This window comes from Bacillus paramycoides, from assembly GCF_001884235.1.
Classification (GTDB): Bacteria; Bacillota; Bacilli; order Bacillales; family Bacillaceae_G; genus Bacillus_A; species Bacillus_A paramycoides.
The window spans coordinates 29,504-43,571 of record NZ_MAOI01000119.1 but is presented as its reverse complement, the minus strand read 5'-3'; the positions used below and the strand labels follow the sequence as shown (position 1 = coordinate 43,571).

At 37.0% G+C, this 14,068-nt stretch carries 11 protein-coding genes and 1 riboswitch; of the genes, 6 read left to right on the top strand and 5 right to left on the bottom strand.

What is annotated here, in order from left to right:
- Positions 1-8 precede the first annotated feature (8 nt).
- Positions 9-1,433 carry an amino acid permease gene (locus tag BAU28_RS24950; protein WP_071720489.1) on the bottom strand — a complete coding sequence of 475 codons (1,425 nt, stop codon included), beginning with the start codon at positions 1,431-1,433 and terminating at the stop codon, positions 9-11.
- Positions 1,434-1,580: 147 nt separating this feature from the next.
- A riboswitch (Lysine riboswitch) is annotated at positions 1,581-1,762 on the bottom strand.
- A 177-nt stretch (positions 1,763-1,939) separates the two neighbouring features.
- Positions 1,940-3,379 (bottom strand): NADP-dependent glyceraldehyde-3-phosphate dehydrogenase, encoded by a 1,440-nt coding sequence (gapN, locus tag BAU28_RS24945; RefSeq protein WP_071720487.1) that lies wholly within the window; start codon positions 3,377-3,379, stop codon positions 1,940-1,942.
- 718 nt (positions 3,380-4,097) lie between these two features.
- On the opposite strand from gapN, the gene BAU28_RS24930 reads away from it, so the two are divergent.
- The 5 genes from BAU28_RS24930 (at position 4,098) to BAU28_RS24905 (ending at position 10,411) form a co-directional block, all read left to right on the top strand.
- Positions 4,098-5,852: an ABC transporter ATP-binding protein gene (locus tag BAU28_RS24930; RefSeq protein ID WP_071720485.1), complete on the top strand. Its 1,755-nt coding sequence runs from the start codon at positions 4,098-4,100 to the stop codon at positions 5,850-5,852.
- The gene (locus BAU28_RS24925; RefSeq protein WP_071720483.1) at positions 5,849-7,849 is read left to right on the top strand and encodes an ABC transporter ATP-binding protein; all 2,001 of its coding nucleotides are present in this window, start codon (positions 5,849-5,851) and stop codon (positions 7,847-7,849) included. Before BAU28_RS24930 ends, BAU28_RS24925 begins: the two co-directional genes overlap by 4 nt.
- 316 nt (positions 7,850-8,165) lie before the next feature.
- Positions 8,166-8,963, top strand: coding sequence for an amino acid ABC transporter substrate-binding protein (locus tag BAU28_RS24915; RefSeq protein WP_071720481.1), 798 nt, complete (start codon positions 8,166-8,168; stop codon positions 8,961-8,963).
- Positions 8,950-9,648, top strand: coding sequence for an amino acid ABC transporter permease (locus BAU28_RS24910; RefSeq protein ID WP_071720479.1), 699 nt, complete (start codon positions 8,950-8,952; stop codon positions 9,646-9,648). The genes BAU28_RS24915 and BAU28_RS24910 overlap by 14 nt, the downstream gene beginning before the upstream one ends.
- Before the next feature lie 28 nt (positions 9,649-9,676).
- On the top strand, positions 9,677-10,411 hold the full coding sequence (locus BAU28_RS24905; protein ID WP_002170550.1) for an amino acid ABC transporter ATP-binding protein: 735 nt from the start codon (positions 9,677-9,679) through the stop codon (positions 10,409-10,411).
- A gap of 50 nt (positions 10,412-10,461) precedes the next feature.
- On the opposite strand, the gene sasP is transcribed toward BAU28_RS24905, so the two are convergent.
- Positions 10,462-10,665 (bottom strand): small acid-soluble spore protein, SasP family, encoded by a 204-nt coding sequence (sasP, locus tag BAU28_RS24900; RefSeq protein WP_000013349.1) that lies wholly within the window; start codon positions 10,663-10,665, stop codon positions 10,462-10,464.
- 486 nt (positions 10,666-11,151) lie between these two features.
- On the opposite strand from sasP, the gene BAU28_RS24895 reads away from it, so the two are divergent.
- Positions 11,152-11,397 (top strand): hypothetical protein, encoded by a 246-nt coding sequence (locus BAU28_RS24895; protein ID WP_071720477.1) that lies wholly within the window; start codon positions 11,152-11,154, stop codon positions 11,395-11,397.
- 85 nt (positions 11,398-11,482) lie between these two features.
- Here BAU28_RS24895 and BAU28_RS24890 read toward each other — a convergent pair whose 3' ends face one another.
- Positions 11,483-12,937, bottom strand: a complete 1,455-nt coding sequence (locus BAU28_RS24890; protein ID WP_071720475.1) for a YheC/YheD family endospore coat-associated protein — start codon at positions 12,935-12,937, stop codon at positions 11,483-11,485.
- Between the two features lie 20 nt (positions 12,938-12,957).
- Positions 12,958-14,010, bottom strand: coding sequence for a YheC/YheD family protein (locus tag BAU28_RS24885; protein WP_071720474.1), 1,053 nt, complete (start codon positions 14,008-14,010; stop codon positions 12,958-12,960).
- Positions 14,011-14,068 lie beyond the last annotated feature (58 nt).

Below are 14,068 nucleotides of genomic sequence, written 5' to 3'. Positions count from 1 at the left end.
AAATTGCGTTATGCAATTTGCTCGTTTTTCTTTTCGTTATTTTTTTTCTGATCACGATTCATTAATGGATAGAAGGCAAAGCCGATTACGAATAAACCAATTCCGAGAAGGAATGTTTTTATATCAGATGCGCCGGTTTTAATAACCCATAGTGCATAGCAAAGTGCGATAACTGCGACTACGCCATCCGTAATTCTTGCCCGCATTTCATTTTTATATGTTTCACCAGTTGCGACTAGTTTTAACTGGAAGATTGGTGAAACGAGATATGGAATGAGATAGGCTAAAGTTGATACTGTAATAACGAATGTATAAGCTTCCGCGATTGTTCCTGATAATGTTGAGAATAAGAACACTTGCGACATAATGTTTGTTAATCGTAGTGAATAAATAGGACTTCCTTTTTTATTTGTTTTTGTAAAGAAGGAAGGGAAGAAACCTTCTTTTGCTGCTTGATAAGGTACTTCTGAGCTTAATAAAATCCAGCCTAATATTGAACCGAATAGGGAAGTAAGAGCAAGTAATGCCATAAGTTTCCCGCCGCCATGACCCATTGCAGCGTTTAATGCATCTGCTAATGGACGTTCAGAAGCTTGTAATTTATCAACATGAAGTACACCCATTGTTAAAATTGTAATTCCTAAATAAATTGCAACAGTTATTAATAAACCTGCAACAGTGGCACGCTTTACCGTTTTTGGAGAAACAGCACGGTTTGATAAAAGAACTGCTGATTCAATTCCAATAAATGCCCAAAGCGTTGTTAGAGCAGCTAAGTTTACTTGTGATAGAAGACCGTGTGATACGCCCTCTTTATCGATCATCGGTGTGTACCATTGTCCAAACTTTGAAGCTTCGAATGCAAATAAAGTAACGACGATGAATAGAAGGAATCCAGTTACTTTCGTTGTTGTTGCTAAGAAGTTTAGTTTTCCTGCTCCGCTTACACCGTTTGTTAAAATTAAATGAGTTCCCCAAAGTAAGACGGAACAAATTGTAAATGTAATTAGTTTTCCAACTTCTATATCGAAAGAGCCAATTGAAAACAATAGACGTGTATCTTTCATAATCGGGAAGAAGAGTGATAAATATCCCGCAAAAGACGTAATGATGGCAACGTTACTTGCCCAGTTTGCAACCCAATATCCCCACACCATGCTGAAACCAGCCATTTTTTTCTTTTTTGGTGATGAGAATAAAGCATATGCATGACTTTGTGGTCCTGTCGTTAAATCAGGACGACGAATTGCTAAATTACCGAAAACAAGAGCTAGCATTAAAACACCAAACCCTGTTGTTAACCAAGCTAAAGTGACACCGAGAGGGCTTGCTGTTTGTGCCAACGTACTTGGCACCATGAAAATACCAGCGCCAACCATGTTACCGACAACGAAAGCTGTTAGTACCCAAAAGCCCCATTTTTTTTGTTGCATAGAAAATACCTCCAAAGTTAGTATAACCAAGTCAAGCGAGGAGATATGTATGTCTTCCAGGTAAGGAAGAGAAGTTCCAAACAAAACAAAAAAAGCACGTAAACTTGCCGCTACATGCTTTCTATCTTATAAGAAACCCACGACATACCTCTCGATAGCTCTCCACAAACGAAACGTTTGTGACAGTTCTGCACTTATTAAATGCAGACCCAGCAAGCGTGCATGGTGGACACGGCTTACTTCGGCAACCATTCCTTTCTCATTCATTCATCAATGCCACTACATCTCCTGAAATGATACTCTTAATGATTGCAACCTCTACCTCACCGAGATACGAATGAGGATTTAAATATTAAATTAACGTATTTAAGAGTAACAAATGAATTTTTATACGTCAATGGATATAGTAATAATCAGATTATAGAGAAGAGTATGTTATTAGAGGTTTGGAGGGTTTGAAATAAAAAGAAGCTGACCTAAAATTAGATCAGCTTCTACATATAAGATTAAACTAAGTTTAATACAGTTACTTTTTCACGTGTCATAGACTCAAGGCTCTTACGAATACCTTGTGCGCCCATACCTGAACCTTTTACACCGATGAATGGGAAGTGGTCAGGGCCGCGCTCTGTGCGTCCGTTAATTTGAACAGAACCAGTTTCGATTTTGTTAGCAATTGCAAATGCTTTGTTAATGTCTTTTGTGAAGACACTTGCTTGCAGACCGAACTCTGATTTGTTAGCAATTTCAATTGCTTGTTCATCTGAAGAAACACGGATGATTGGAAGGATTGGGCCGAATGGCTCTTCCCAAGCAACTTTCATTTCTTCTGTTACGTGGTCGATTAATGTTGGGTAAATTAAGTTACGCTCACGTTTGTTACCGATAACGATTGTTGCACCTTTTTCAGCAGCATCGTCAACTAAACCTTGAACGAAGTCAGCAGATTTATCGTCGATTAATGGAACGATTGTGCTGTCTTGTTCTGGAGATCCAACTGATAATTTAGCTACTTGCTCTTTTAATAAGCCAACAAGCTCGTCCGCTACGTTTTCGTGTACAAGTACACGTTTAATAGCTGTACAACGTTGACCAGAGTAAGAGAATGCACCGCTTACGATATGATTTGCAGCATCTTGTAAGTCAGCATCTTCACGAACGATACCAGGGTCTTTACCACCAAGTTCTAATACAAGTGGAATCATTGCAGCTTTTTTCGCTAAATGTTTACCTGTGTTTGTACCACCTGTGAACGATACCATATTGATACCTTCGTGCTCTACTAAGTAGTCGCCAATTACAGAACCACGTCCTGTAGCTACGTTTACAAGACCTTTTGGAAGGCCAGCTTTATGAAGTGCTTCAACCATTTTAATACCACTAATTGCACCTTGAGTTGCTGGTTTGAAAATAACAGCGTTACCCATAATTAATGCTGGTGCAAGTTTTGCAGCAGATAAGTTTACTGGGTAGTTAAATGGTGCGATTGCTAATACAACACCAAGTGATGCGCGTTGGATAATCGCAAGTTTAGATTTTGTTCCGCCAGGGAAGCTATCGCCCATCATGCTTTCTCCGTGCATATGAAGAGCTTCTTCAATAGTGTAACGAATGAAGTCAGCTGTACGAACAACTTCTTTTTTCGCATCTTTATATCCTTTACCGACTTCTTTCATAATAATATCGGCAATTTCATCTTGCATATTTACGAGCTCATCAGCCCATTTATATAAATATTTTGCGCGATCTTGTAGAGAAGCTTCTGCCCATGATTTTTGAGCTTCTTTTGCAGATGCAATTGCTTCGTCTACTTCTCCGCGAGTAATTGCTTGTACTTGACCAATTACTTCGTGTAAGTATGGAGATGGAATGTCGATTGTTTCTCCTGAAGAGCTTTCTCTCCATTCTCCGTTTAAATAAAATTTGTACGTATTGCTAGTTGTCATGATTAGTCCTCCTAAAATAGCAACTTGTAAGAGTGAGTATAAGGTGATTGTAGGGGGTTTGATAATATTTTTCAAATGAAATGTTTGTGAAAATGATTTCTTATTCTTTTTTTATTTTGTATGCCCTTTCTTACAGAAGATTCTCTTATTTCAAACTGGATTATAAGTAGAATGCATCACTTTCATTTTTGTGATAAAAGATTATTTTATTCTATAGCTAAAAAAACAATTGACAGAATACTCAATAAAGTTGTAAGATTATAAATGGAAAATAAATGAAAGGGGTGTGCGTAATGATTGTAATCGTAAATGTAATGGGCTTAGCTCTGTTAAATGGCGGAAAACATTCATATCATTACGCAACCCGTGCGGATATATAGGACTTTTTTGTCTTATGAGAAGCGTACGTTGCGTATATCGTAACGTACGCTTTTATGCATTCCTTTGCATATCGTCAAGCGGCGGTATGCTTTTTTTTGTTTATTTTCCTTGTACCCATGCTTTGTATGGTTACGATAAAGTGAAACTTCCATCGGTGGGGAGATTGTATTCCTTGTTGATGATTAGTCTTCACCGCCCGTTAATTCGGGATAAAATAAACGTTTGGAAGGTGGAAAAATGTGATGAAATTGTATGGCAAACGAAATGTAAATGTGATGGGTTTGGATAGCGGATAAAGAAATGTGAGTCAAACGAGAACGAGAAGGGAGAGGTTATATTGTTTTCAGTACTGCAAAAATTAGGATGGTTTTTTAAAGAACATTGGAAAAGGTATAGTATCGCAATTGGGGTACTTTTAATTGTAAACGTAATAGAGGTAATTCCTCCGAAGGTGTTAGGAATTACAATTGATAATATTAAAACAGGAGCCTTAACGAACGAGGCGATTATACAATATATTTTTATTTTACTTGGGGTAACGATAGGCGGGTATGTGCTCACTTTTATTTGGCAGCATCAACTATTTGGCGGTGCGTTCGTACTTGAGAAAACGATGCGTTCAAAATTTATGGGGCATTTACTCAAGATGACGCCGACGTTTTATCAAAAAAATCGTACTGGCGATTTAATGGCGCGAGCGACGAATGACTTAAAAGCAATTGCGATGACAGCAGGTTTTGGTATATTAACGCTCGTTGATTCTAGTCTATATATGCTTACAATCGTTTGTATGATGGGCTTTTCAATTAGTTGGCAGCTAACATTTGCTGCGCTTATACCGCTTCCGATTATGGCGTATGCGATGAATATATACGGAAAGAAATTGCATGAACGATTTACAGTTGCACAAGATGCGTTCGGAGATATGAATGATAAAGTGCTTGAATCAATTGCTGGTGTACGCGTTATTCGTGCGTACGTACAAGAAAATGCTGATCAAGAAAGGTTTCACCATTTAGGGGATGACGTATACGAGAAAAATATGAAGGTAGCAAGAATCGATGCGTTATTCCAGCCAACTGTAAAAATGCTCGTTGGTCTTAGTTATTTAATTGGTCTAGTGTACGGTGCATATCTCGTGTTCCAATCAAAAGTAACACTTGGGGAACTCGTTTCTTTTAACGTCTATTTAGGTATGATGATTTGGCCGATGTTTGCAATTGGTGAATTGATTAATGTTATGCAAAGAGGAAATGCTTCGTTAGATCGTGTGAATGAAACGTTAGCTTATGAACCGGATGTAAAGAATCCAAAAAATCCAAAGGTTGTACAAGAGCCGAATTACATTCAGTTTGATAATGTTTCTTTTTCATATCCTTCATCAAATGAAACAAATTTAAAAAATGTTTCGTTCTCATTAAAACAAGGAGAGACACTTGGAGTTGTTGGGAAAACAGGAAGCGGGAAAACGACGCTCGTTCGTCAGCTGCTTCGTCAATATCCACTTGGAGAAGGAGATATTGCAGTTTCTGATGTGACGCTAGATAAAATTACGAATGATAACGTACTTGGCTGGATTGGATATGTACCTCAGGAACACATTTTATTCTCAAAAACAGCGAAGGAAAATATTTTATTCGGAAACAGAGAAGCGACTGAAGAAGAACTTGAAAAAGCGATTGAAATAGCTGCGTTTAAAAAGGATTTAGAGTTTTTACCGGAAGGTTTAGAAACGCTTGTTGGAGAGAAAGGTGTTTCTTTATCAGGTGGGCAAAAGCAAAGGATTTCGATTGCGAGAGCTGTTATTCAAAACCCGGAAATCTTAATTTTAGACGATTCTTTATCAGCTGTTGATGCTCGTACTGAAGCGGCAATTATTGAAAATATACGAACAGAAAGAAGCGGGAAGACGACGATTATCACGACGCATCGTTTATCAGCGGTACAGCACGCAGATTGGATTCTCGTTATGGATAACGGTGAAGTTATTGAAGAAGGTTCGCACGAGGCGCTCGTTCGAAATGGGGGCTGGTATGCTGAGCAGTTCGAACGGCAGCAAGGTGAAGGTGCGGATAGTGGGGTGAAAATATGAGCGTTTCAAAACGATTGTTTCAATATGCGATGAAAGTGAAAGGGCCAATTTTTGCAGCTATGGCGATGCTATTTGTTTTCGTCATTGCAGAGCTTGCAGGTCCGTTCGTCGCAAAAACGATGATTGATGAGCATATTGTTGGCATAGAGAGGCCTTGGTATGGAACAGAAAAAAGTGAGGATGCTGTTTCGTATAATGGCGCCTTTTATAAGCGAGGCGATCGCTTTGAGGAAGGCGAGAAAAAAGGGAAGGAAGTTCGAGTTATTCAAGTTGGTTTTCAGTACTATTTTGTGCCGAATAAAATAACGCTTGAAGGTTCTCGGTCCGTTAAGGGTGATGTGATTACCGTTCAGAGTGGTAAGGCCGTGCAGGTGTATAAAGCGAAAGCATTAACGAAAGAAGAAGTATTTGCGTTTTATAAACCAGAAATAAACCGACTATTACTACTTGGCGGTGGATATTTCGCTTTATTAGTAGTCGTATCATTATTTGCGTACGGAAAGCAGTTCTTCTTACAGAAAGCAGCAAACAAAATTATTCAAATTATGAGAGAGGATGTCTTTTCTCATATACAAACGTTGCCGATTCGTTATTTTGATCATTTACCAGCAGGGAAAATTGTTTCGCGTGTAACGAATGATACAGAGGCAATTCGTGATTTATATGTAACGGTACTTGCGACATTCGTCTCTAGTATTATTTATATTATTGGGATATTTGCCGCGCTATTTTTACTCGATGTAAAACTCGCGATGTTCTGTTTATTAATTATCCCGATTTTAATTATTTGGGCGATACTGTATAGAAAGTATGCGTCTGTATACAATCATAAAATGCGTTCGCGTTTATCGGATATTAACGGAACAGTGAATGAATCGATTCAAGGGATGCCGATCATTCAAGCATTCCGTCAAGAGCGTGAAACGAAGAAGGAATTTGAAGAGTTAAATGGCGATTATTTTAAATATCAAAATAAAATTTTAAATTTAAATGCAGCAACATCGCATAACTTAGTGTCTGTATTAAGAAACATCGCTTTTACAGGAGTGATTTGGTATTTTGGTGGTGCTTCATTAAGTGCTACGGGTATTGTTTCACTCGGGGTACTGTATGCTTTCGTTGATTATTTAACGAGATTATTCTCGCCGATTACAAATATGGTGAATCAGCTTGCTAATTTAGAGCAATCACGTGTTGCATCAGAGCGTGTTTTTGAATTGTTAGAGGAAAAAGGAGAGGCAGTAGAAGAAGAACGTATGCCTCGTTTAAACGGAAATGTGAAATTCGATAATGTGTCATTTTCTTATAATGGGAAAGATGAAGTATTGAAAAATATTTCTTTTGAAGCGAAACAAGGGGAGACAGTGGCACTTGTTGGTCATACTGGATCAGGAAAAAGTTCCATTATGAATGTACTCTTCCAATTTTATGAATTTCAAAAAGGAAAGCTTACGATTGATGGTCACGATGTAACAGAAATGCCGAAACAGGCAACTCGTGAACATATGGGAATTGTATTGCAAGATCCGTTTTTATTTAGCGGGACAGTCGCATCCAATGTAAGCTTAGAGAACGAAAATATTTCAAAAGAGCGTATCGTAAAGGCGTTACGTGATGTTGGTGCTGAAAGATTTGCGAACAAGTTAGATGAAGAAATTACGGAGAAGGGAAGTACACTTTCAACCGGAGAACGTCAGCTTATATCGTTTGCTAGGGCACTTGCTTTTGATCCGGCGATTTTAATTTTAGATGAAGCGACTTCTAGTATTGATACAGAGACAGAAGCGATGATTCAACAAGCGCTAGAAGTTGTGAAAAAAGGAAGAACGACGTTTATTATCGCTCATCGTCTTTCAACAATTAAGAGCGCTGATCAAATTATTGTGCTTGATAGAGGAACGATTTTGGAAAAAGGATCTCATGATGAATTAATGAAAAAGCGCGGGCGTTATTACGATATGTATAAAACGCAAATGGAAGGAAACCAGAGCGCTTAATATTTAGAAGAACTTGCGATTTTCGCAAGTTCTTTTTTGATTAAAATTATATCGACGTTTTGACAAAGGATATCGATTCTGCGATAAATCATGACAAGCAAGAATAATAAGAAGTATTGTTTTACCTTTTTCTATATAAATGCTATATTAAAAAATGTTACTTATTTTTTGTATGTAGCGTTATTTTTCCATTTTGTTTGATTATGAAGAAAAAGGTTAAACTAAATAAGAACATTTTCATTGAAAAATTGTTCAAGATTGCATACAATCAATATAGTTTTTAAATTCCTATCAGAATACTTGGAGGATCACGATCATGAAAAAATTATTTTCAGTGCTTGCAGTAACTACATTAGCAATTGGGATTGTAGCGGGCTGCGGCAAAGAAGAGAAAAAAGATACAGCTAGTCAAGATGCGTTACAAAAGATAAAACAAAGCGGTGAACTTGTAATTGGAACAGAAGGTACATATCCGCCGTTCACATTCCACGATTCAAGCAATAAATTAACTGGATTTGACGTTGAATTAGCAGAAGAAGTTGCAAAACGTTTAGGGGTAAAACCAGTGTTTAAAGAAACACAATGGGATAGCTTACTTGCAGGAATAGATGCAAAACGTTTCGACATGGTTGCTAACGAAGTTGGTATTCGTGAAGATCGTCAAAAGAAATACGACTTCTCTAGTCCATACGTTTCATCTTCAGCGGTATTAGTTATTGCGAAGGATAAAGATAAACCTGCTACATTTGCTGATGTGAAAGGATTAAAAGCGGCACAATCTTTAACAAGTAACTATGCAGATATTGCTAAGAAAAATGGTGCAGAAATCACTAGTGTAGAAGGCTTTAGCCAAGCAGCAGAATTATTAAACACTGGTCGCGTTGATTTTACAATCAATGATAAGTTATCAGTATTGAACTATTTAGAAACGAAGAAAGATGCAAAAATTAAAATTGTAGATACAGAAAAAGAAGCATCACAAAGTGGTTTCCTATTCCGCAAAGGTAGCGACAAGCTTGTACAAGAAGTAAATAAAGCGTTAGAAGATATGAAAAAAGATGGTACGTACGATAAAATAGCGAAAAAATGGTTCGGTGAAAATGTATCTAAGTAGTGCATTGGTCTCAGATCGATTGTCTACATGGGTAGATATTATGCAAACTTCCTTCATGCCTATGCTGAAGGAAGCCGTGTTTACGACAATTCCATTAACGCTTGTTACGTTTATTATCGGTATTATACTTGCGACGTTAACAGCGCTCGCGCGTATTTCAGGTAGTCGTATTTTACAATGGATTGCTCGTATCTATGTATCTATCATTCGCGGAACGCCACTTCTTGTACAGTTATTTATTATTTTCTATGGTCTTCCAACTCTTAATATTGAGGTTGAGCCATATACAGCAGCAGTTGTTGGATTTTCATTAAATGTCGGTGCATATGCATCTGAAATTATTCGTGCTTCTATTCTTTCTATCCCGAAAGGGCAGTGGGAAGCAGCTTACACAATTGGGATGACATACCCGCAAGCGTTAAAACGTGTTATTTTACCACAAGCAACGCGTGTATCCATTCCGCCGCTTTCGAATACATTTATTAGTTTAGTGAAGGATACTTCATTAGCATCGTTAATTTTAGTAACAGAAATGTTCCGAAAAGCGCAGGAAATTGCGGCAATGAACTATGAGTTTTTAATCGTTTATTTCGAAGCAGGTCTTATTTATTGGGTAATTTGCTTCCTATTATCTATTGTGCAACAAATATTAGAAAAACGTTTTGAACGTTACACTCTAAAATAATCCTTTCATAAAAGGAGTTTTTGTTTTTATGATTTCAATTCAACGTTTACAAAAAAGTTTCGGAGATAATACCGTACTAAAACATATAGATTTATCAGTTGAGAAGGGCGAAGTTGTTGTTATTATCGGGCCATCTGGATCTGGTAAAACGACATTTCTACGTTGCCTCAATGTGTTAGAAACACCGAACGCTGGTAGCATTCGCATCGGTAATAAAGAGCTCGATTTCTCTAAAAAAGTATCGAAGAAAGATATTGTAAATCTTCGTACGCAAACAGGTATGGTATTCCAGCACCATAATCTATTCCCGCATTTAACAGCACTTCAAAATGTAATGGAAGGGCTCGTTACAGTGAAGAAGATGGGGAAAGAAGAAGCGAAGAAAAAAGCAAACTACTTCCTTGAAAAAGTTGGTCTTGCGGATAAAGTAGATTTATATCCGTTCCAATTATCAGGCGGACAACAACAGCGCGTCGGAATCGCTCGTGCACTTGCGATGGAGCCGGAAGTTTTACTATTTGATGAGCCAACGTCAGCGCTTGATCCGGAACTAGTTCAAGAAGTTTTAAAGGTAATGAAAGAACTTGCTAAAGAAGGAATGACGATGGTCATTGTAACGCATGAAATGCGCTTTGCTCATCAAATTGCGAACCGTGTTATTTTCATGGATGGCGGTGTCGTTGTCGAACAAGGTACACCAGAAGATGTATTTACAAATCCAAAAGAAGAACGAACGAAGAAGTTTTTACAAATGTTGCAGTAAATAAGAAAGGTCTCAGGGCATATGCCCTGAGACCTTTTTGCCATATATATTTATTTTTGGAATCCGCCAAGGCTTTGTTCAGCCATTGCAACTAAACGTTTTGTAATTTCTCCACCAACAGAACCGTTAGCGCGAGCCGTAGAATCTGCTCCTAATTGTACACCAAATTCTTGAGCGATTTCGTACTTCATTTGATCGATTGCAGCTGTTGCTCCTGGTACTACTAATTGATTGTAAGAACTTTGGTTTGCCATAGGAATATATCCTCCTTAGAGTGTAAAAGTTTTTTGGTTGGACTAGCTGGAGTTGAACCAGATTGCCGCCCCGTTTGGCGCTAATCCATCGGTAATTAAGTTTGTACTCATAGTATGGATGTTACCTAGAAAGATATACAAAATAATAATTTGTAAATTTTGTAAAAAATCTTCGCTATTTTGTAAATTATGAAATAAGAGTAATCGTTGTATTTTTAAGAAAGAAGGCTAAACTAAGAGCAATATCATATGAGTGTTTTTTCTTTGTATAACCAGCTTGGCTTACTTAACTTATGATTTGTTAAAGTGAGATAAATTACAGCTTAGTAAAATAAAAATTAAATCGGTAACAACTTCATAGTTCTGTATTAACCCGGGATGAGGCAGAAAAAGGAACTGACCGCCTATGCATGGCTAGATGCTCTCTTCAATCTAAAAAAGAGGCTTTTTACAGATGTTTAAACGATAACGTATGGAGGAATAGCGATGGGAATTTGCCCGCTTTGCAACGCACTAGAATTACAAACATATTCTTGTCAAAATTGCCAAGGTGTACTCCAAGATTATGGGAAAACTGTAGATTACTTAGATAATTACAGTGCATATTTGGATCAGGAATTATTAAGTGCGGTAGACGGTTTAACAAATAATAATTCACAAGAGTATTGCAATCATGTGTTTTATTGCGGAGTATGTAATCTGGAAACGGAAGTTGTAGTGAAGCTCATATAAAGTGAAACTTTAATCAGTGGGGGTTTTGTTCATCCCCCACTGATTATCAGCCCTCACCAATCGGGATAAATAGAAAACTTCCACCTTATGAGTGAGGTGGAAGTTTTTGTATTTGTGAGTTAATCATAGGGGAAGGGATATTTTCGGTGTTTGACGAAGGCTCTGATTTTATTTGAGACATTTTTTCTTTCGTGTCGCGCAAAGAATGTTCAGTTAAATAGATGGCATATTCATAAAATAATTGGCGTGTAAGTTCACTTTGTTCTTTTAACTTTTCATCTTGGAATACAGTTCGCCCAGGTTTAGAATTTGCTTCAAATAGCCATGGTTTTTCCAGCGTGTCTAAACCGATATCAAAACCGATTTCGCCAATGTTCCCGGTTACTTGTTTATCGAGTGCATAACTTATTTGTAAGGCTGTTTGTTTTAATGTATTTTCAATTTGAACTTGCTTTGTTGAATCAGGAAAAAGTTCCTGAAGTAATTTTGTATCACCACCGCTATTTACATGAGTTGTTAAGCTACCTTTGCCAGCGATTTTGGCGACAATTGCACTAACTATCCAATTGCCAAAATGGTTTTTATTTGTATGGATGCGAAAATCGACGGGTTGCCCCTCGAAGCGGAGCAATGAGATGCCTTGCTGTACGATAAAATTTTTTAAATCATGTCCTTTTAACACATGGTTAAGAAGTGCTTCTAATGATTGATACTTTCTTAGTTTGTTTTGGTCATTTTCACGATAACGACAATAGTAGCGATTCTCTGCTTGAGAATAGAGTATTTGATGAATATTTCTCCCGAAGCTACCATGTATCGGTTTCATATAAATATACTTATACGTACCAAGAAGTCGTTCTACTTGTTCAAAATGTTGAAAAGCTTCTGTTTTTGGCAAGAATGGTTTAATCGAATTTTCTTTCATTAGGAGTTGATGAACTTCCCATTTGTTGAAAAACCCTGGATTAAACCATGGGATTGCATAATCGCTTTCTAATCGTTTCTTTGCTCTCACGATTGGTTTGTAATTTTCTGATTGGCGATTTGGTAATCGGTCGTAAATGACATTCGGTAAAGGGACTTTGCTTTTTACCCATCTTTCTTCTTGATAGAAGTACCCTTCAATTGTTTCTTCTTCCCAATTTATATGTTGAACGCCAAAGACAAATACAAATGGTCGCAATGTGAATGGTAGTGTTAGTAACTCACCGAGAGAAGTTGAACGATTTCCTAAAGGAGTATTGGATTCATCGTTAAAACCAGTTGTGAAAATCCCGATTAATGGACCAAAAATGATTGTTTGATTTTGTGTGAGTGCATGGATTGTCGTTGAACCCGGTAGTAAAAGTTTGTCTGCAATTTGTTTTCCAATAGTGATTTCGCGAGTGAATGAATAATGAATTTTAATATCTTCACATGCGATATAACGTATACCAAAGGAAAGGGATGTAATCGGTGGTGTAATAGAAAAAACGTAAGGTAAAGTAATACTATTTGGATACTCATCTGAAATGTTTAATGTATATACGTGCTCTTTCAACAGAGTTTCTCCTCCTTTCATTATGGTGTGAAACGGCTAAACTTTAATGGACCATGAAAAATTTGCTCAGCTAACTGATCATTGTATCTGGTGTAAATTTCGTATGACGGCATCGTATTGACGTACATAAGCCAAATGGCCCCTTTTTGATCCATAATGGTAGAAAGTTCTAGTTCAAATAATGAAGAATATGACTGATCAAGTGTTTGAAAAACTTCAGTTACAACGTCATGTAAAGCATCTTTCAATAATTGAACGCCAGTTGAAGAAAGTAAATATTTAATTTTAGAAAATGGATGTAACATAGAACGTTCTGTTGCTGAAAGTAAAAATTGTGCAGGGAATGAACCTTTTTGTATAAATTGACCGAGCACTTCCCAATGCTGTTCTTTATTTTTTTGTATAATGGTTCGAATATGGATTGGATATGATAGTTGATTTGGAGGTTGTAGCATTGGGTGAATCATATAACGGGATAATTGTATGTTAAATTTGCACCATGATATAAATTCATCGGTCCGTTTAAATTGAGTAGAAGGATGATACTGTTCATTTATTGTATCGATATGAAATGTTTTATTTTTGTAAGTGGCTCGATATACATCTTCATTGGAATGTATATTCAGTGGTCTTATAATAATATCTCTTGTTTCTAGTAGTAATTTGAAAATTCCTTGTACTGTTCCTTTTTTTATTTTTGGTATGTAAGGGGAAAGACGTTTATTAGCAAGAAAAAGATTGTGTAAATTGCTTGGATTAATAAGCGTGTTATTTAAAAAAGTAGTGGAAGAGCGTTTGTGTAATGAATGAATAATCGGTTTTGCTTGTTGGAATTCCTCATCCTCTTTGAAATGACAACGATCATATATATATGAAGGAATGGGAAAGGTTTGATCTATCCAATTTCCTGTATCTGTATCGTAAATAAGACCGGAAACAAGATCTGTCTTTGAATCAATGCTAAACGGTGTGAATTGGGCAACGACGTTATGATAAAGTCGAGCTCGCTTAGCGATTTCGGTGTAATACGTTTGCTCATGATGAAATTGAGAAGTTAAAAGACCAAGAACCAACGAAATCACTCCTTTATTAACAAGATGTTTGCATAATAGGCGAAGCTATATATTGCAA